Raw genomic sequence first — 18,761 nt, 5'->3', positions numbered from 1 at the left:
ACCGCCACCACGATGAACTCGACCACCTGCACCAACCGCTTCGGCCTGCCGGAGAGCGCCCCCGGCGCCGCGCGCCGGGTATTCCGCCTGCTCAGCCTGCTCCAGCATGGCAGCCTGGACGTGCAGCTGCCCGACGGCAGCCAGCTGCATTTCGGCCGGCATGAGGGGCCGCGGGCGGCGCTGCGCATCAAGTCCTGGGAGGTCTGCGCCGCCGCCCTGCGCGCCGGCGACATCGGCTTTGCGGAAAGCTATGTGGCGGGCGACTGGAGCACGCCCGACCTCTGCGCCCTGCTGGAGCTGCTGGTGCGCAACCGCGAGGCGCTGGAGCGCGTGGTCTACGGCCGCTGGTGGGGCGCGCTGGCCTACCGCATCAGGCATTGGCTCAACCGCAACAGCCGCGAGGGCAGCCGCAAGAACATCCACGCGCATTACGACCTCGGCAACAATTTCTACAAGCTCTGGCTGGACCCGAGCATGAACTACTCGAGCGCCTGGTTTGACGGCGACGGCCGCCAGCCCCTGGCGCAGGCGCAACAGGCCAAGATGCAGCGCGCCCTGCGCGAATGCGAGCTGCAGCCGGGCCAGCGCGTGCTCGAGATCGGCTGCGGCTGGGGCGCCGTGGCCGAGACCGCCACGCGCGACTTCGGCGCGCGGCTCACCGGGGTGACGCTGTCGAGCGAGCAACTTGCCTGGGCGCAGCAGCGCCTGCAAGGCGCCGGCCTGGCCGAGCGCGCCGAGCTGCGCTTCCAGGACTACCGCGACATCGCTGACGCCCCCTTCGACGCCATCGTCTCGATCGAGATGTTCGAGGCGGTGGGCCGGCAGTACTGGGATGGCTACTTCCAGACCCTGCGCGACAAGCTCAAGCCCGGCGGCCGTGCCTGCATCCAGAGCATCACCATCCGCGACGATCTGTTCGAGCGCTACACGCGCTCCAGCGACTTCATCCAGCAATACATCTTCCCCGGCGGCATGCTGCCCAGCCCCAGCCAGTTCCGCGCCCATGCGGCCAGGGCCGGCCTGCGCGTGGTCAACGAGCTGGCCTTCGGGCTCGACTATGCCGAGACGCTGAAGCGCTGGCGCGAGGCATTCCTGGCCCAGGAGGCGACGGTGCGCGAGCAGGGCTTCGACACCCGCTTCATGCGGCTGTGGGAGTTCTACCTGGCCTATTGCGAGGCCGCCTTCGCGGCCGGCAATACCGATGTCATGCAGTTCACGCTGCGGCGGGATTGAGGCCGCGATGCCGCGGCGCCGCACCCTGCTGAGCCTGGCCGCCGCGCTGTGCTGGCCGGCCGCCCGCGCACGCCCCGCCCCGCCGGAGCTGGCGGGCCTGCATTTGCAGGGTCAGGCGCGCATGCGCTTCTTCGGCCTGGCCATCTACGACATCCGGCTGTGGGTCAGGGAGCGCGTCGATGCGCGCAACTGGCCCGAGCAGCCGCTGGCGCTGGAGCTGGAATACGCGCGCAGCCTGCGCGGCGCCGAGATTGCCAAGCGCTCGCTGCAGGAGATGCGCCGCCAGGCCGAGATCGCCGACGCCGCGGCGCAGCGCTGGCTGGCCGAGATGCAGCAGAGTTTTCCGGATGTGCAGGCGGGCGACCGCCTCAGCGGGCAGCTGCTGCCGGCGCAGGGTGCGCAGTTCTTCGTCAACGGCCGGCGCGGCCGGCTGATCGCCGAGCCCGAGTTCGCGCGGCTGTTCTTCGGCATCTGGCTGTCGGAGCGCAGCTCCGAGCCCGGCCTGCGCAACACCCTGCTGGAGGGCCGGCATGACGGCGGCTGAACTCGGTGCGCTGGCCGGCCTGCGCTATGGCGCGCTGGGCTTTCCGCTCGCCTTCGTGGCGCTGCCGCTGTATGTGAACCTGCCGGCGCACTATGCGCAGCAGTACGGCGTGCCGCTGGCGACGCTGGGGCTGCTGCTGCTGGTGTCGCGCGCGCTCGATGCCCTGGCCGACCCCTTCATCGGCCTGGCCTGCGATCGCTGGCTGCGGCGCGGCCCGCGCCCGCTGTTCGCGCTGCTGAGCCTGGCCGCGCTGCTGCTGGCCGCGGCCTTTGCCGCCCTGTTCCACCCGCCCGCCTGGGGCCCGACGGGCCTGCTGGCCTGGTGCGCGCTGATGCTGATGGCGGCCTACCTGGCCTACAGCCTGCTCAGCGTGATGCACCAGGCCTGGGGCGCCAGCCTGGGCGGCAGCGCCGTGCAGCAGACGCGCATCGCGGCCTGGCGCGAAGGGCTGGCCCTGGCCGGTGTGATCTGCGCCTCGGTGCTGCCCGGCCTGGCCGGCATCGGCGCCACCAGCCTGCTGCTGCCCCTGGCGCTGGCCCTGGCGCTGCTGGGTCTGTGGGGCGCACCCCGGGCGCGGCCCGGGCCGGCCACCGCGCCGCGCCCGGACCCCTGGCTGGCCTGGCGCGTGCCGGGCTTTCGGCGCCTGCTGCCGGTGTTCCTGCTGAACGGCGTGGCCGCCGCCATCCCGGCCACGCTGCTGCTGTTCTTCGTGCGCGACCGCCTGCAGACGCCGCAGGCCGAGGGCCTCTACCTGGGCAGCTATTTCGCCGCCGCGGCGCTGTCGATGCCGCTCTGGCTGCGCGCCGTAGCGCGCTTCGGCCAGGCGCGCAGCTGGCTGATGGCGATGCTGCTGGCGCTGGCCTGCTTTGCCTGGGCGGCCAGCCTGCCGAGCGGCGCGGTGGCGGGTTTCACCCTGGTCTGCCTGGGGTCAGGTCTTGCCTTGGGCGCCGACCTGAGCATCCCTGCCGCCATGCTCGCGCGCGTGCTGCAGGCGGCCGGGCTGAGCGGCCGGGCCGAGGGCGTCTTCTTCGGCTGGTGGAACCTCTGCAACAAGCTCAATCTGGCGCTGGCCGCCGGGCTGGCGCTGCCGCTGCTCGGCGCGCTGGGCTATGCGCCGGGGCAGCGCGAACCCCAGGCATTGCAAGCCCTGACCCTGGCCTATGCCGCCCTGCCCTGCCTGCTGAAGGCCGCTGCCGCGGCCTTGCTCTATCTGCTGTGGATACGCCGCGAGCCAGGTGCGCTGCGGCTGGAGGAAGCCCGATGACAGCTCTCACCCGTCGCACCCTGCTGCTGAGCGCCCTGGCCCTGGCGGGCTGCGCCAGCGCCCCCGAGCCGGCCGACTACGCGCGCGAGGCCCCGGCACTGGACCTGCGCAGCTATTTCAACGGCCCGCTGCTCGCGCATGGCATCTTCACCGACCGTGCCGGCAAGGTGCAGCGCCGTTTCATCGTCCGGCTGCTGGGGCACTGGCAGGGCGACGAGGGCGTGCTGGAAGAGGACTTCGAGTACAGCGATGGCGCCAGGGAGCGCCGCGTCTGGCAGCTCAAGCGCCTGGGTGACGGCCGCTGGAGTGGCCGCGCCGCCGACGTGCTGGGCGAGGCGCAGGGCATGTCGGCGGGCAATGCGCTGCGCTGGAGCTACACGCTGAAGCTGCCGGTGGACGGCAAGGTCGTCGAGGTGGACTTCGACGACTGGATGTACCTGCTGGACGACAAGGTCATGCTCAACAAGGCGCAGATGAGCAAGTTCGGCATCCGCCTGGGCGAGGTCACGCTGTCGTTCCGGAAGCTCTGAACATGGCGCTCAACCCCAAGCTGCAGGACTGGGAGGGCAAGGTGGTCTGGCTGGTCGGCGCATCCAGCGGCATCGGCCAGGCGCTCGCCACCGCGCTGCATGCGCGCGGCGCGCGCGTCTGCGTGTCGGCGCGCCAGGCGGCGCGCCTGCAGGACTTCGCGCGTGCGCATCCCGGCAGCCTGGCCCTGCCGCTGGATGTGCTGGACCCCGGCGCCCTGCCGCAGGCGCTGCGCCAGATCCTGCGCCAGCATGGGCGCATCGACCTGTGCGTCTACTGCGCCGGCCATTACCAGGCCATGGGCGCGGCGCAGTTCTCACTCGCCGAGGCCCAGCGCCACCTGGACATCAACTACGTCGGCGCGCTGAATCTGCTGGCGGTGCTGCTGCCGCAGCTGGCCCTGCAATCGCACCAGGGCCGGGGCGGGCACCTCAGCCTGGTGTCGAGCGTGGCCGGTTACCGCGGCCTGCCGAGGTCGATGGCCTACGGGCCCAGCAAGGCCGCGCTGACCCATCTGGCCGAGGTGCTCTACCTGGATCTGCAGCCGCTGCGGCTGGGCGTGTCGGTGGTGCATCCAGGCTTTGTGGCCACGCCGCTGACGGCGCGCAACGACTTCCACATGCCAGCGCTGCTCAGCCCCGAGCAGGCCGCCCAGGCGATGCTGCGCGGCTGGGCGCGCGGCGCCTTCGAGATCCATTTCCCCAAGCGTTTCACGCTCTGGCTCAAGCTCATGCGCATGCTGCCCTATGGCCTGTACTTCCGGCTCGTGCGGCGCGCGACCTCGCCTCCCCAGTCATGACCACAGCCCCACGACACCCCGACAAGCGCATGGCTGCATTGATCGCCTATTTCGAGCAGCTCGGCACGTCCGATCTGGCGCGCCTTGGCGAGCGCTACACGGAGCAAGCCTTCTTCAAGGATCCGTTCAACGAGGTGCAGGGCCTGGCCGGCATCGAGCGCGTATTCGCCCATATGTTCGAAACCCTGGCCTCGCCCCGCTTCGTGGTGCTGGATGCAATCACGCAGGGCTCCCAGGGCTTCATCAGCTGGGACTTCCTGTTCCGGCTCAAGGGCGAGACCCAGGAGCGCCGCATCCATGGCAGCAGCCATCTGCGCTTCGCACCCGACGGCCGCGTGGCCTACCACCGAGATTACTGGGACGCCGCCGAGCAGCTCTACGAGCAAGTGCCGCTGCTGGGCACGCTGCTGCGCCTGATCAAGCGCCGGCTGCGCGCCTGATCAGCGCAGCCAGCCCTTGCGGCGGAAGTACACAAAGGGCGCGGCCACCGTCGCAACCATCAGCAACAGCGCGAAGGGATAGCCCCACTCCCATTCCAGCTCGGGCATGTGCTTGAAGTTCATGCCGTAGATGCTGGCGATCAGCGTCGGCGGCAGCAGCGCCACGCTGGCCACCGAGAAGATCTTGATGATCTTGTTCTGGTTGATGTTGATGAAACCGACGGTCGCATCCATCAGGAAGTTGATCTTGTCGAACAGGAAGGCGGTGTGCGAGTCCAGCGAGTCGATGTCGCGCAGGATCTGGCGCGACTCCTCGAACTGCTCGGCATTGAGCATACGGCTGCGCATCATGAAGCTGACCGCGCGGCGCGTGTCCATCACATTGCGGCGGATACGGCCGTTCAAGTCTTCCTCGCGCGCGATCGCCGCCAGCACCTCGCCGGCCTCGGTGTCGTTGACGTCCTTCTTCAGCACGCGCGCACTGACCTTCTCGAGGTTGTCGTAGATGCCTTCCAGCACATCGGCCGAGTACTCGGCGTCGGCGTCGTAGAGCTTGAGCAGCACATCCTTGGCATCCTCGATCAGGGCCGGGATGCGGCGCGCCCGCAGGCGCAGGAGGCGGAACACCGGCAGGTCCTCGTTGTGCACCGAGAACAGCACGTTGTTGTAGAGGATGAAGGCCACGCGCACATTGCGCGCCGACTCGTCGTCGTCGATCAGGAAGTCGGAACGGATGTGCAGCTCGCCGTTGTCTTCCTCGTAGAAGCGCGCCGACTCCTCCAGGTCTTCGTCGACGATGTCCTCGGGGATGGTGAGCCCGAAGCGATCGCGTATCCAGCCCTTTTCTTCCTGGGTCGGGCTTTCCAGGTCGACCCAGATCGGCCGGCTCAGGGCCAGGTCTTCGGCGGTTTCGATTTCTTCCTGGAACAGCCCGCCCTTGAGGCGGCCGTTGTCCAGCGTGAACACGTTCAGCATGCAGTCTCCAGCGTATGGCGCTGATGGCGCCTGGCGCAGGGGGACGGGCCTGGTGTTAATGCGGGCGCAGGGCGCCCAAGGCTCGTCCGGATGAGGGTCAAAAGTTCGGAACCCGTCTCACTCCGGACAAGCGGCGCGGCCCGCATTCAGATGCGCAGGCCGCTGCGTTTGGCACTGGAGTGGACGGTCACCGAGGGTGGTCGCTGTCCAAGTAAGGCTCCAGAGATGGGAAGCGCGCATTATCACATCGCGGCAGGAGCCTCCAAGCAAAAACGCCGCAGGGCTTGAAACCCGCATCAACAGGCGCATCTGAGGCCTGTGTGCATTTCGTCACAAGTCGGGGAAGGCGCGGAATTGGACTTTCAAATGACCACAAACCCTGGTTTAAAACGCTTGTCACGATCAGGCTTCAGGAGCACACTGAATTCGACAAGTTCCCCACTCCCTCCTTATCCGCTACCCGACATCCTCCCCCCTATCCCCTGCTCTTTGATTGATCCGCTTTCCCGTCTTTCCGACCAAGCCCTTGTGAAAGGAGGCTTTATGAACCTGACTATCAGCGGCCACCATCTTGAAGTGACACCAGCTTTGCGTGAGTACGTGCTCACCAAGCTAGACCGGGTGACCCGCCACTTTGACCAGGTTGTTGACATCAACGTCCTGCTCACCGTGGAGAAGCAAAAGGAAAAGGAACGCAGACAGAAGGCCGAAGTCACCGTCCATGTGAAGGGACGCGACATCTTTGTCGAACAGGCCAACGAGGATCTCTACGCCGCGATTGATCAGTTGATGGACAAGCTAGACCGTCAGGTCGGACGCTACAAGGAAAAGGTTCAGGACCACCACCACGCCTCCGCCAAGCGGCTGGACGTACCGGCCCCTTGAGCCCTGGAGCAAGCAGCGAAGGCGACCGCATCGGTCGCCTTTTTGTTTACAAGGCACAATTCGCCCTGCGTACCCGGATGTTGCTGCAGTGCCGCAAGTTCCGTGAATACTGCACCCCCGGCGATTGCAGGGCCCCACCAGGCCCGGGCAATTTCTATAATCCGCAGCCTAGCTACCGAACAAGCGTCCCGCCCAAGGCCTATCCAGCCGTAATCGGCGCTGTGACCTGATGAACCGTCTCGCAGCCATCCTCCCTGCCGGCAATGTGCTGGTGAATGTGGACGCATCCAGCAAGAAACGCGTGTTCGAGCACGCCGGCCTGCTGTTCGAGAACAACCATTCGATTTCCCGCGCCTCGGTGACGGACAACCTGTTCGCCCGTGAGCGCCTGGGCTCCACCGGCCTGGGCCATGGCGTGGCCATCCCGCACGGCCGCATCAAGGGCCTGAAGAACCCGCTCGCCGCGGTGCTGCGCGTGCAGCAGGCGATCGGCTTCGATGCCCCCGACGACGAGCCCGTCAGCCTGCTGATCTTCCTGCTGGTGCCCGAGGCGGCCACCCAGCGCCATCTGGAGATCCTCTCCGAGATCGCCGAGATGCTGTCGGACCGCGACCTGCGCGAAAAGCTCAAGACCGAGCCGGACGCCGCCGCCGTGCACCGGCTGATCGCCGACTGGGAACCACTCAAGTCCGTGGCCTGAACCCGCGCTAGAGTCCAGGCTTAGTGAAACCCACCTCGATCAGTGCCGACCGGCTCTTTGAAGAGCACCGCGAAACCCTGCGCTGGGAGTGGATCGCCGGCCACGCGCATCCGGAGCGCCGCTTCGATGACACCGCGGTGCGCGACGCGCAGTCCGCCGCCGATCTGGTCGGCTACCTGAACTACATCCACCCCTACCGGGTGCAGATCGTCGGCCGCCGCGAGGTGGCCTATCTGAGCCAGGCCTCGGGCGAGGTGCTGGATCGCCGCATCTCGCGCATCGTCACGCTCGAGCCGCCGGTGATCATCGTGGCCGATGGCGAAAGCCCGCCGGACCGGCTGGTGGCGATGTGCGACCGCGCAGACATCCCGCTCTTCGTCACGCAGGAATCGGCCGGCCACGCGATCGACGTGGTGCGCACCTATCTGGCCCAGATCTGCGCCAACCGCACCACGCGCCACGGCGTCTTCATGGACATCCTGGGCCTGGGCGTGCTGCTCACCGGCGAATCCGGCCTGGGCAAGAGCGAGCTGGGCCTGGAGCTGATCTCGCGCGGTCACGGCCTGGTGGCCGATGACGCGGTGGACTTCTACCGCATCGCCCAGACCGCCATCGAGGGCCGCTGCCCCGAGCTGCTGCTGAACCTGCTGGAGGTGCGCGGCATCGGCCTGCTGGACATCAAGGCCATTTTTGGCGAGACCGCGGTGCGCCGCAAGATGCGGCTCAAGCTGATCGTGCACCTGGTGCGCAAGGAGACCATGGAGCGCGACTTCGAGCGCCTGCCCTATGAGCCCCTGTACGAAGAGGTGCTGGGCATGCCGGTGCGCAAGGTCATCATCGCGGTGGATGCCGGCCGCAACCTGGCGGTGCTGGTGGAGGCCGCGGTGCGCAACACCATCCTGCAGCTGCGCGGCATCGATACCTACCGCGAGTTCGTCGAGCGCCACCAGCGCGCGATTGAAAAGGGTCTCAGCGACGATAGCTGAGGGCCTTTCGGGCCTGTACCCGAGCGCTGACTAGCGCTCCTTGTGCGGACAGTCCTTCTTCACGCAGGCCGCATACAGGGCCAGCGAATGCTCCTGCAGCTCGAAGCCCCGCTCCTTGGCGATGGCATGCTGGCGGGCCTCGATCTGCTCGTCGTAGAACTCCTCCACGCGACCGCAGGTCATGCAGACCAGATGGTCGTGATGGTGGCCCTGGTTGAGCTCGAACACCGCCTTGCCGGTCTCGAAATGGTTGCGCGACACCAGGCCGGCCTGCTCGAACTGGGTCAGCACGCGATAGACCGTCGCCAGCCCGATGTCGGCATCCTCCACCAGCAGGGCCTTGTAGACGTCCTCGGCCGTCATATGGCGCTGCGAAGTCTTCTGGAAGATCTCCAGAATCTTGATGCGCGGCAGCGTTGCCTTGAGGCCGCTGTTCTTGATCTCGTCGGTGCGGTTCATGTCAGACTTGGGCCGGCAAACCCTCCATGGGCCTGCCGCTAGAATGCGCCGATCATAGCCAGCTCAGCCCCCGGCCGAGCCCCAAGCCCCTAAAGGCATCCCCCGAGAGCCCTGAAGACATGCCACTGTTGACTCGTTTTGCAGGTGCGGCCCGCGCACCGCTCGCTGTGCTGGCCCTGCTGCCGGTGTTGGGTGCCTGCTCCTACCTGCCCACCCTGCCGAGCTCCGAGACCTTCTCGGTCAGCGGCGACAAGGTGCTGGGCCTGATGCGCCCCTATCGCGTCGAGATCGTGCAGGGCAATGTGCTGACCAAGGAACAGCTGGAGCGCGTCAAGCCGGGCATGAGCCGCGCCCAGGTGCGCGACCTGCTGGGCTCGCCCCTGCTGACCGACCTCTTCCACGGCGAGCGCTGGGACTATGTATTCACCATCCGCCGCCAGGGCGTGGTGTCGCAGAGCCGCCAGGTGGTGGCCCTGTTTGACGGCGACAAGCTCAAATCCATCGCGGCGCCGGACGACCTGCCCACCGAGCAGGAATTCATCGCCTCGATCAACACCTTCAAGCCCAGCGGCCCCGCGCCCAAGCTGGAGCTGAGCGAGGCCGAGCGCCAGGCCCTGCCCAAGCCGGTGCGCCCCGAGGCCGCCGCCGTCGAACCCATGGGTGCCGTGCGCGCCTACCCGCCGCTGGAGCCGCGCTCGTGAGCGAGCCGCTGCGCATTGCGGTGGCCGGCGCCTCCGGCCGCATGGGGCGCATGCTGATCGAAGCGGTGGTCAACGCCCCCGACTGCCAGCTGGCCGGCGCGCTGGACCTGCCCGGCAGCCCGGCGCTGGGCCAGGACCCCGCCGCCTTTCTGGGCCGCACGAGCGGCATCAGCATCAGCGCCGACCTGCATGAGGGCCTCAAGAATGCCCAGGTGCTGATCGACTTCACCCGCCCCGAGGGCACGCTGGCCCATCTGGCCGTGTGCCGCGAGCTGGGCGTGAAGGCCGTGATCGGCACCACCGGCTTCGATGCCGCGCAGAAGGCCCAGATCGGCGCCCACGCCCAGCACATCGGCATCATGATGGCGCCCAATATGAGCGTGGGCGTGAACGTGGTGATGAAGCTGCTGGACATGGCGGCGCGCGCCCTCAACGAGGGCTACGACATCGAGATCATCGAGGCCCACCACCGCCACAAGGTCGATGCCCCGAGCGGCACCGCGCTGAAGATGGGCGAGGTGGTGGCCGCGGCCCTGGGCCGCGATCTGAAGGACTGCGCCGTCTACGGCCGCGAAGGCGTGACGGGCGAGCGCGACCCCTCCACCATCGGCTTTGCCACCGTGCGCGGCGGCGACATCGTGGGCGACCACACCGTGCTGTTCGCCGGCACCGGCGAGCGCATCGAGATCACGCACAAGTCCTCCAGCCGCGTCACCTATGCCCAGGGCAGCCTGCGCGCCGCGCGCTTCCTGGCCAGCCATGGCGCCGGCCTATTTGGCATGGACGAAGTGCTCGGCCTGGGCTGATGAGCGGCATCGGCAGCTATACCGAGTTCTGGGCCCAGGGTGACGCGGTCACGCGCGCCGTGGCCCTCTTGCTGCTGCTGATGTCGATCAGCGCCTGGATGCTGATCCTCTGGAAGAGCTGGGTGCTGGGCCGCGCACGCCGCGACCTGGCGCGCGCCGTGCCCGCCTTCTGGGCCGCCGCCGATCTGGAGGCCGGCCGCATCGCCCTGCGGGCGATGGACCGCGAGTTGCTGCTGCTGCCCATGCTGGACGCGGCCACGGCCACCGCCCAAGGCCAGAGCCTGGAGGCCGCCGGCCGGCGCGAATCGCAGCTCACGCGCCGCCTGCGCGATGCCCTGCACCAGGCCCTGCGCAGCCTGCAATGGGGCCAGGTCTTGCTGGCCTCGATCGGCAGCACAGCGCCCTTCGTGGGCCTGTTCGGCACCGTCTGGGGCATCTACCACGCGCTGGTGAGCATCTCGGCGGCCGGCAATATCAGCATCGAAAAAGTCGCCGGCCCGGTGGGCGAGGCCCTCATCATGACCGCCGCCGGCCTGGCCGTGGCGATCCCCGCGGTGCTGGCCTACAACGTCTTCGGCAAGCTGGTGGGCGCCTGCGAGGCCGAGCTGGAAGGCTTTGCGCACGACCTGCGCGAGCTGCTGGACCACTAGCATGGCCTTCGGTCGCCTGGAGCGCCGCGATCAGCCCAAGCCCATGGGCGAGATCAATATGACGCCCCTGATCGACGTGATGCTGGTGCTGCTGGTGATCTTCATGATCGCCGCGCCGCTGATGTCCTCCTCGCTGCGCCTGGACCTGCCCAAGAGCGAGGCCGCCAGCCCTTCGGAGGCGCCGCAGTTCATCGCCGTCGCGATCACGCCGGACGGTGCGCTACACCTGGGCGACGAGCAGCTCGACGCCAAGGCCTTCAAGGCCCGCATCGCCGAGCTGGCCAAGGCACGGCCCGAGGCCGAGATCCAGCTGCGCGCCGACCGCCTGGTGCCCTATGGCCAGGTGGCCGAGCTGATCGGCTGGGTACAGGGCGTGGGCCTGAACCGCATCGCCTTCGTGGCCGAGGCGGCAGCGTCGGCGCCTTGAGCGCTTGAGGCGGGCGGGGCGGCATGACCCGCCACGTACAATTTGCCGCATGAACGACAAGTACGCCCCCTCCGAGATCGAAGCCGCCGCGCGCCAGTACTGGAACTCCCGTGACGCCTACCGCGTCGGCGAAGACCAGAGCAAGCCCAAGTTCTACGCCTGCTCCATGCTGCCCTACCCCAGCGGCAAGCTGCACATGGGCCATGTGCGCAACTACACGATCAACGACATGCTCACGCGCCAGCTGCGCATGAAGGGCTACAACGTCCTGATGCCGATGGGCTGGGACGCCTTCGGCCTGCCGGCCGAGAACGCCGCGATGAAGAACAAGGTGCCGCCCGCCAAGTGGACCTACGAGAACATCGCCTACATGAAGAGCCAGATGCAGGCCATGGGGCTGGCGATCGACTGGTCTCGAGAAATAGCCACCTGCACGCCCGAGTACTACAAGTGGAACCAGTGGCTGTTCCTGAAGATGCTGGAGGCCGGCATCGCCGAGCGCCGCACCCAGGTCGTCAACTGGGACCCGGTGGACCAGACCGTGCTGGCCAATGAGCAGGTGGTGGACGGCAAGGGCTGGCGCTCCGGCGCGGTGGTCGAGAAGCGCGAGATCCCGGGCTACTACCTCAACATCACCAAGTACGCCGACGAGCTGCTCTCGGCCGTGGCGAACCCCGAGGACAAGAGCTATCTGAGCGGCTGGCCCGAGCGCGTGCGCCTGATGCAGGAGAACTGGATCGGCAAGAGCGAGGGCGTGCGCTTCGCCTTCCCGCACGAGATCAAGGGCGCCGACGGCGCGCTGATCCAGGACGGCAAGCTCTATGTCTTCACCACCCGCGCCGACACCATCATGGGCGTGACCTTCTGCGCCGTGGCCCCCGAGCATCCGCTCGCCAGCCACGCCGCGGCGTCGCAACCCGAGCTGGCCGGCTTCATCGAGGAATGCAAGCGCGGTGGCACCACCGAGGCCGAGCTGGCCACGCAGGAAAAGAAGGGCCAGCGCACCGGTCTGTTCGTCACCCATCCGCTCACCGGCGCGCAGGTCGAGGTCTGGGTCGGCAACTATGTGCTGATGAGCTATGGCGACGGCGCGGTGATGGGCGTGCCCGCCCATGACGAGCGCGATTTCGCCTTTGCCAAGAAGTACGGCATCGAGATCAAGCAGGTCATCGCCGTCGACGGCGCGACGTTCAGCCTGGACGCCTGGGCCGAGTGGTATGGCGACAAGCTCAAGGCCGTCTGCGTCAACTCCGGCGAACTCGATGGCCTGGGCCACAAGGCCGCCGTGTCCAAGGTGGCCGAACTGGTCGGCGCCAAGGGCCTGGGCGAGAAGAAGACCACCTGGCGCCTGCGCGACTGGGGCATCAGCCGCCAGCGCTACTGGGGCACGCCCATCCCCATCATCCACTGCGATGACTGCGGCTCGGTGCCCGTACCTGCCAAGGACCTGCCGGTGGTGCTGCCCGAGGAATGCATCCCCGATGGCAGCGGCAATCCGCTCAACAAGCATGCCGGCTTCCTGAACGTCGGCTGCCCCACCTGCGGCAAGCCGGCCAAGCGCGAAACCGACACCATGGACACCTTCGTGGATTCGTCCTGGTACTTCATGCGCTATTGCGATGCCAAGAGCCCCGACGCCATGGTGGCCGATGGCACGCAGTACTGGATGCCGATGGACCAGTACATCGGCGGCATCGAACACGCCATCCTGCACCTGCTCTATGCGCGCTTCTGGACCAAGGTGATGCGCGATCTCAAGCTCATCAGCTTCGATGAACCGTTCAAGAACCTGCTCACCCAGGGCATGGTCTTGAAGGGCGCGTTCTCGCACAAGCCGGCCGACGCGGGCAAGAACTACTACTGGGAGCACGAGGTCAACGTGCAGACCAACGAGCATGGCCAGGTCATCGGCGGCACGCTCAAGACCGACGGCACGCCGCTCGAGTACGAGATGACGACGATGTCCAAGTCCAAGAACAACGGCGTCGACCCGCAGGAGCTGATCAACCAGTACGGCGCCGACACCGCGCGCCTGTTCGTGATGTTCGCCTCGCCGCCCGAACAGACGCTGGAGTGGAACGATGCCGGCGTGGAAGGCGCGCACCGCTTCCTCAAGCGCGTGTGGGGCTTCGGCGCCAAGCACGCGGCCGCCATCCAGGCCGCCGGCACTGACTTTGCTGCGCTGAGCGGCGAGGGCAAGGCGCTGCGCCGCGAGGTGCACATGGTGCTTAAGCAGGTCTCGTACGACTACGAGCGCATGCAGTACAACACCGTGGTCTCGGGCGGCATGAAGCTGCTGAACGCGCTGGAAGGCTTCAAGGCCGCCGGCCAGGACGCCGCCGTGCGCGAGGGCTTCTCGGTGCTGCTGCGCGTGCTCTACCCGGCCTGCCCCCACATCGCCCACACCTTGTGGCAGGACCTCGGCTTTGCCGCCGAGCTCGGCGACCTGCTGGACGCGCCCTGGCCCGCGGTGGACGAGGCCGCCCTGGTGCAGGACGAGATCGAGCTGATGCTGCAAGTGAACGGCAAGCTGCGCGGCGCCATCAAGGTGCCGGCCGCCGCCGACAAGGCCGCCATCGAGGCCGCGGCCCTGGCCAGCGAGGACTTTGCCAAGTTCAGCGAAGGCAAGGCGCCCAAGAAGGTCATCATCGTGCCCGGTCGCCTCGTCAACCTGGTGGTCTGATGCACAGGCGCCTGCTGCTGGCATCCGCGCTCGGCGCGGCCCTCACGGGCTGCGGCTTCGAGCTGCGCCGCGAGCCCGAGCTGCAGTTCCGCAGCCTGGCCCTGCAGGGCTTCAAGCCCGGCTCGCCCTTCGCGGCCGAGCTGAGGCGCCAACTGGCGCGCACCCAGGTGCAGTTGCTGGAAGACCCCAACAAGGCCGAGCTGGTGCTGGAAGCCAAGCGCGACGAGCGCAGCAAGAACGCGGTGGTGTCCACCAGCGCCGGCCAGGTGCGCGAGTGGCAGCTCAAGCTGAACGTCGATTTCCTGATCCGCACGCCGGGCATGGACATCCTCTTGCCGCGCACCGAGCTGCGCATCCTGCGCGACATGAACTACACCGAGAGCCAGGCCCTCGCCAAGGAGCAGGAAGAGGCCTCGCTGTACCGCGCCATGCAGTCCGAGGCGGTGGCGCTGCTGATGCGGCGCCTGGCCGCGATTCGCCTGCCGATCAATTGAGCAGGTAAGCTGATGCAGATCCGCGCCGAGGCCCTCGCCGCCCAACTCGCCAAGGGGCTCAAGCCCATCTACACCGTGCATGGCGACGAGCCCCTGCTGGCGCAGGAGGCGGCCGACACCATCCGCGCCGCCGCGCGCGCGCAGGGCTATGGCGAGCGCAAGGTCTTCATCGTCGCGGGCGCCTACTTCGACTGGGGCCCGGTGCTGGGCGCGGCCCAGGCCATGAGCCTGTTCGCCGAGCGCCAGTTCATCGAGATCCGCATCCCCTCGGGCAAGCCCGGCAAGGATGGCTCGGAGGCCTTGCAGCGCTATTGCGAACGCCTGCCCGAGGACGTGGTCACGCTCGTGACCCTGCCGCGCCTGGACAAGACCCAGCTCAGCAGTGCCTGGTTCAGCGCGCTCGACGGCGCCGGCGTCACCCTCAAGGTGGAGCCGGTGGAGCGCCGCGCCCTGCCGCAGTGGATCGCCCAGCGCCTGGCCGCCCAGGGCCAACGCGTCAGCGAGGGCGAGGAAGGCCAGCGCGCCCTGGCCTTTTTTGCCGACCGCGTGGAGGGCAATCTGCTCGCCGCCCACCAGGAGCTGCAGAAGCTCGCCCTACTCTATCCGCAGGGCGAGATCGCGCTGGCGCAGATCGAATCGGCGGTGCTGAACGTGGCGCGCTACGACGTCTTCAAGCTCAGCGAGGCGGTGCTGGCCGGCCAGGTGCCGCGCGTGCTGCGCATGCTGGAAGGCCTGGAGGCCGAGGGCGAGGCCGCGGTGCTGGTGCACTGGACCCTGGCCGAGGACGTGCGCGCGCTCAAGAAGGTGCGCGATGCGCTGGACGCCGGCAAGCCCCTGCCGATGGCGCTGCGCGAAGCGCGCGTATGGGGCAACAAGGAGCGGCTTTTCGAGCGCATCGCGCCAGGGCTGAACGATCAAAATCTGGCCAGCCTGGTGGCGGCGGCACAGATCTGCGACGGCATCGTCAAGGGCCTGCGCCACCCCGAATGGCCGCTGGACGCCTGGGGCGCGCTGCGCCGCCTGGCCCTGATGCTGGTCGAGGCGACGCAGGCGCGCGGCGGCATCAAGCTGGCTCTGCAGGCCTGAGGCGCGGCCCGGCCCGCATGCCGCGGGGCCGAATTCGCGTTATGGTCAAGGCTGCAAAGCCAGGGAGATTGCTCATCATGACTGTGCTGCCGCGACAACGGTGGACCGCCGGACTGGCGCTGGCATCGGCCATGGGCGCGGCCCAGGCCGTGCCCTGGACCATCGAGCTGCGCAACAGCGCCGGCCAGCCGCTCGCCAACGCCGCCGTGGCGGTGGAACTGAAGGGTCAGCCCAGCAAGGCCGGCCCCGGCGCCAAGGCCGAGATGGCGCAGCGCGAGCGCCAGTTCCAGCCCGCGCTGCTGGTGGTGCAGACCGGCACGCCGGTGAGCTTCCCGAACTTCGACACCGTGCGCCACCATGTCTATTCCTTCTCGGCCGCCAAGAAGTTCGACCTCAAGCTCTACTCCGGCACGCCGGCCGAGCCGGTGCTGTTCGACAAGCCCGGCGTGGCCGCGCTGGGCTGCAATATCCACGACCGCATGAGCGCCCACATCGTGGTGGTGGACACGCCGCTGTTCGGCAAGAGCGATGCCCAGGGCCAGCTGAAGCTGGACCTGCCCGCCGGTGAGCACCGCCTGCTGGTCTGGCATGCCAGCATGCCCACGCCGCAGCTGCAGGCCCAGGCCCTGCAGGTCGGCAACAGCGCCGGCCACACCACGCTCAGCCTGCCCGCGGGGCCATGAACCGGCCATGCGCCTGCCGGACTTCCTCAACCTGAAGCGCCTGGAGGGCCGCATCGTCGGCCTCTTCCTGGGGCTGCTGCTGGTGGTGCAGCTGGCCAGCCTGGCCCTCATCACCAGGAGCATCGACAGCAACGCGAGCGCCTCCATCAGCCAGGAGCTGGCCACCGGTGCGCGCGTGCTGCAGCGCCTGCTGGTGCAGGACGCCCAGCAGCGCCTGGACGCGGCGCGCCTGCTGGAGGCCGACTATGGCTTCAGCCAGGTGCTGGGCGATGGACTGAACACCGAGGAAGACCGCGAGACCCTGAAGAGCGCGCTCGTCAGCCATGGCGAACGCATCAAGGCCAGCCTGGTGGCTTATGCGGACCCGGCCTTCCGGCTCGTCACCGCCACCACCGAGCAGGCCGCGCCCTTCATCAAGCTGCTGCCCAGGCTGGCCGGCGCGAAGGGCGGCGCCAGCGCCAAGTCGCCCAATCTGGCCCTCGTCGACGGCAAGGCCTACCAGGTGGTGACCGTGCCGGTGCGCGCCGCCGGGCTGGGCGGCTGGGTGCTGATGGCCTTCGAGCTCGACCAGACCGAGCTGCTGGAGCTGCAAAGCCTCTCCAAGCTGCAGGCCGTGCTGCTGCTGCGCCGGCCCGACAGCAGCTGGCAGGCCCTCGCCTCGGTGCTGGACGAGGCCGCCACCCGCACCGTGGCCGGCCAGGTGCCGCAGGGCGAGCGCGAGTTCCCGCTCGCGCTCGGTGCGGAACGCTGGCGCGGCCTCTACCTGAAGCTGGGCGAGGAAGAAGCAGGCCAGCAGCTCGGCGCCGTGCTGCTGCGCTCCTTCGACGAGGCGGTGGCGCCCTACCGCCGGCTGCAGCTGACCCTGCTGGGCCTGAGCGCGCTGGGCGTGCTGGTGTTCGCGGGCGGCAGCATCCTCACCGCCAGGCGCATCAGCGGGCCGGTGAAGGCGCTCTCCGAATCGGCCGAGCGGCTCGGCCATGGCGACTACACCACGCCGGTGGCGCGCACCTCCACCGACGAGATCGGCGACCTGGCCCAGGCCTTCGAGGGCATGCGCATGGGCATCCGCGAGCGCGAGGCGCAGGTGCACCGCCTGGCCTTCTGGGACACCCTCACCGGCCTGCCCAACCGCGAGCAGTTCAGCCAGCAGCTGCAGGCGCGGCTGGGCCAGGGCGAGGCCCCCTGCGCGGTGCTGATGCTGGACCTGGACCGCTTCAAGCATGTCAACGACGTGCTGGGCCACCGCTTCGGCGACGAGCTGCTGCGCGGCCTGGCCGAGCGTCTGCGCCTGCTGCTGAAGGACCAGGCGCATCTGCTGGCGCGCCTGGGTGGCGACGAATTCGTGCTGATGCTGGAAGGCGCGGGCGAGGAGGAAGCGCTCGAGGCGGCGCGCCGCATCCACCGCGATTTCGAGCGCCCGCTGCACATCGAGGACCAGACCGTGGACCTCAGCGCCGGCATCGGCATCGCGCTCTACCCCAAGCAGGGGCGCGAGGTGAGCCAGCTGCTGGCGCGTGCCGAACTGGCCATGTACGCGGCCAAGCGCAAGCAGGCCGGCAGCCAGATCTATGTGCCCGAGCTCGACGCCGGCAGCCAGGAATCGCTCTCGCTGCTGGGCGAGTTGCGCCGCGCCGTGGAGGGCAACGAGCTGCGCCTGTTCCTGCAGCCCAAGGTGGACCTGCGCAGCGGCCTGGTGATCAGCGCCGAGGCACTGGTGCGCTGGGAGCATCCGCAGCGCGGCCTGGTGCCGCCGATGCAGTTCATCCCCTTTGCCGAGCAGACCGGCTTCATCCGCAGCCTCACCAGCTGGGTGCTGGAGGCCTCGGTGCAGGCCTGGGCGCGCGCCGAGGCCCGGGGTCAGGCCTTGCGCATCAGCGTCAACCTCAGCACCCGCGATCTACTCGACCAAGACCTGCCGCTGAAGATCGCCGCGGTGCTGCAGCAGCACCGCGTGCCGCCCCAGGCGCTGTGCCTGGAGATCACCGAGAGCGCCATCATGGACGACCCGACGCGCGCCATGATGACGCTGGAACAGCTCAGCGCGATGGGCTTCAAGCTCTCGATCGACGACTTCGGCACCGGCTACTCCTCGCTCGCCTATCTGAAGCGCCTGCCGGTGGACGAGCTGAAGATCGACAAGAGCTTTGTGATGGCGATGGAGCGCGACCTCGACGATGCCAAGATCGTGCGCTCCACCATCGAGCTGGCGCACAACCTCGGGCTCTCGGTAGTGGCCGAGGGCCTGGAGACGGCCAAGACCTGGAAGCTGCTGGCCACCCTGGGCTGCGACGAGGGCCAGGGCTATTACGTCAGCCGCCCCATGCCCGAGGCCGAGTTCGCGGGCTGGCTGGAACAATGGCAGCCGCCCGATCTGGGCGAGGATTCGCCGGACACCGTGCTGGCCGGGCTGCTCTGAGG

General features: G+C 68.4%; 20 protein-coding genes. 18 read left to right on the top strand and 2 right to left on the bottom strand.

What is annotated here, in order from left to right:
* The first annotated feature begins 12 nt into the window (after positions 1-12).
* From AC3WQY_RS08590 to AC3WQY_RS08565, 6 genes are read left to right on the top strand one after another with little or no spacing between them, the layout of a single operon-like run.
* Positions 13-1,233, top strand: a complete 1,221-nt coding sequence (locus AC3WQY_RS08590) for a class I SAM-dependent methyltransferase (RefSeq protein ID WP_492707463.1) — start codon at positions 13-15, stop codon at positions 1,231-1,233.
* Positions 1,234-1,240: 7 nt separating this feature from the next.
* The gene (locus tag AC3WQY_RS08585; RefSeq protein WP_492707461.1) at positions 1,241-1,777 is read left to right on the top strand and encodes a chalcone isomerase family protein; all 537 of its coding nucleotides are present in this window, start codon (positions 1,241-1,243) and stop codon (positions 1,775-1,777) included.
* A complete protein-coding gene (locus AC3WQY_RS08580; protein WP_492707459.1) occupies positions 1,764-3,041 on the top strand; it encodes an MFS transporter in 1,278 nt (425 codons plus the stop codon). Before AC3WQY_RS08585 ends, AC3WQY_RS08580 begins: the two co-directional genes overlap by 14 nt.
* Positions 3,038-3,571, top strand: a complete 534-nt coding sequence (locus tag AC3WQY_RS08575; protein WP_492707457.1) for a DUF3833 domain-containing protein — start codon at positions 3,038-3,040, stop codon at positions 3,569-3,571. The genes AC3WQY_RS08580 and AC3WQY_RS08575 overlap by 4 nt, the downstream gene beginning before the upstream one ends.
* 2 nt (positions 3,572-3,573) lie before the next feature.
* Entirely contained in the window at positions 3,574-4,368 is a 795-nt protein-coding gene (locus AC3WQY_RS08570) for an SDR family NAD(P)-dependent oxidoreductase (RefSeq protein WP_492707455.1), read from the top strand.
* Between the two features lie 29 nt (positions 4,369-4,397).
* Positions 4,398-4,808, top strand: coding sequence for a nuclear transport factor 2 family protein (locus AC3WQY_RS08565; RefSeq protein WP_492707453.1), 411 nt, complete (start codon positions 4,398-4,400; stop codon positions 4,806-4,808).
* Here AC3WQY_RS08565 and corA read toward each other — a convergent pair whose 3' ends face one another.
* Positions 4,809-5,783: a magnesium/cobalt transporter CorA gene (corA, locus tag AC3WQY_RS08560; RefSeq protein WP_492707451.1), complete on the bottom strand. Its 975-nt coding sequence runs from the start codon at positions 5,781-5,783 to the stop codon at positions 4,809-4,811.
* A 543-nt stretch (positions 5,784-6,326) separates the two neighbouring features.
* On the opposite strand from corA, the gene hpf reads away from it, so the two are divergent.
* The 3 genes from hpf (at position 6,327) to hprK (ending at position 8,354) form a co-directional block, all read left to right on the top strand.
* Positions 6,327-6,668 (top strand): ribosome hibernation-promoting factor, HPF/YfiA family, encoded by a 342-nt coding sequence (gene hpf / locus AC3WQY_RS08555; RefSeq protein ID WP_285234072.1) that lies wholly within the window; start codon positions 6,327-6,329, stop codon positions 6,666-6,668.
* Positions 6,669-6,897: 229 nt separating this feature from the next.
* Positions 6,898-7,368 (top strand): PTS sugar transporter subunit IIA, encoded by a 471-nt coding sequence (locus AC3WQY_RS08550; protein WP_285234073.1) that lies wholly within the window; start codon positions 6,898-6,900, stop codon positions 7,366-7,368.
* A gap of 23 nt (positions 7,369-7,391) precedes the next feature.
* A complete protein-coding gene (hprK, locus tag AC3WQY_RS08545) occupies positions 7,392-8,354 on the top strand; it encodes an HPr(Ser) kinase/phosphatase (RefSeq protein ID WP_285234074.1) in 963 nt (320 codons plus the stop codon).
* 30 nt (positions 8,355-8,384) lie between these two features.
* Here hprK and fur read toward each other — a convergent pair whose 3' ends face one another.
* A complete protein-coding gene (gene fur, locus AC3WQY_RS08540) occupies positions 8,385-8,813 on the bottom strand; it encodes a ferric iron uptake transcriptional regulator (protein WP_492707448.1) in 429 nt (142 codons plus the stop codon).
* Between the two features lie 119 nt (positions 8,814-8,932).
* Between fur and AC3WQY_RS08535 the strand changes: the two genes are divergently transcribed.
* The 9 genes from AC3WQY_RS08535 (at position 8,933) to AC3WQY_RS08495 (ending at position 18,759) form a co-directional block, all read left to right on the top strand.
* Positions 8,933-9,514: an outer membrane protein assembly factor BamE gene (locus AC3WQY_RS08535; RefSeq protein ID WP_285234076.1), complete on the top strand. Its 582-nt coding sequence runs from the start codon at positions 8,933-8,935 to the stop codon at positions 9,512-9,514.
* Complete coding sequence (gene dapB, locus AC3WQY_RS08530; RefSeq protein ID WP_492707446.1) at positions 9,511-10,320, top strand: 4-hydroxy-tetrahydrodipicolinate reductase; 810 nt, start codon at positions 9,511-9,513, stop codon at positions 10,318-10,320. The genes AC3WQY_RS08535 and dapB overlap by 4 nt, the downstream gene beginning before the upstream one ends.
* A complete protein-coding gene (locus AC3WQY_RS08525; RefSeq protein ID WP_492707444.1) occupies positions 10,320-10,970 on the top strand; it encodes a MotA/TolQ/ExbB proton channel family protein in 651 nt (216 codons plus the stop codon). Before dapB ends, AC3WQY_RS08525 begins: the two co-directional genes overlap by 1 nt.
* A 1-nt stretch (position 10,971) precedes the next feature.
* Positions 10,972-11,397 (top strand): ExbD/TolR family protein, encoded by a 426-nt coding sequence (locus AC3WQY_RS08520; RefSeq protein ID WP_492707442.1) that lies wholly within the window; start codon positions 10,972-10,974, stop codon positions 11,395-11,397.
* Positions 11,398-11,446: 49 nt separating this feature from the next.
* Positions 11,447-14,080 (top strand): leucine--tRNA ligase, encoded by a 2,634-nt coding sequence (gene leuS, locus AC3WQY_RS08515; RefSeq protein WP_492707440.1) that lies wholly within the window; start codon positions 11,447-11,449, stop codon positions 14,078-14,080.
* Complete coding sequence (locus AC3WQY_RS08510) at positions 14,080-14,574, top strand: LPS-assembly lipoprotein LptE (RefSeq protein WP_492707438.1); 495 nt, start codon at positions 14,080-14,082, stop codon at positions 14,572-14,574. Before leuS ends, AC3WQY_RS08510 begins: the two co-directional genes overlap by 1 nt.
* Positions 14,575-14,586: 12 nt before the next feature.
* Positions 14,587-15,660, top strand: a complete 1,074-nt coding sequence (holA, locus tag AC3WQY_RS08505) for a DNA polymerase III subunit delta (protein ID WP_285234081.1) — start codon at positions 14,587-14,589, stop codon at positions 15,658-15,660.
* Between the two features lie 77 nt (positions 15,661-15,737).
* Positions 15,738-16,343: a methylamine utilization protein gene (locus AC3WQY_RS08500; RefSeq protein ID WP_492707436.1), complete on the top strand. Its 606-nt coding sequence runs from the start codon at positions 15,738-15,740 to the stop codon at positions 16,341-16,343.
* A 7-nt stretch (positions 16,344-16,350) separates the two neighbouring features.
* The gene (locus AC3WQY_RS08495) at positions 16,351-18,759 is read left to right on the top strand and encodes a putative bifunctional diguanylate cyclase/phosphodiesterase (RefSeq protein ID WP_492707434.1); all 2,409 of its coding nucleotides are present in this window, start codon (positions 16,351-16,353) and stop codon (positions 18,757-18,759) included.
* The last annotated feature ends 2 nt before the right edge of the window (positions 18,760-18,761 follow it).

The sequence above is a fragment of the Roseateles sp. FW301-B2 genome (genome assembly GCF_058788955.1).
Note: the sequence above shows the minus strand (reverse complement) of the source record. Positions and strands in the feature narration are given on the sequence as shown.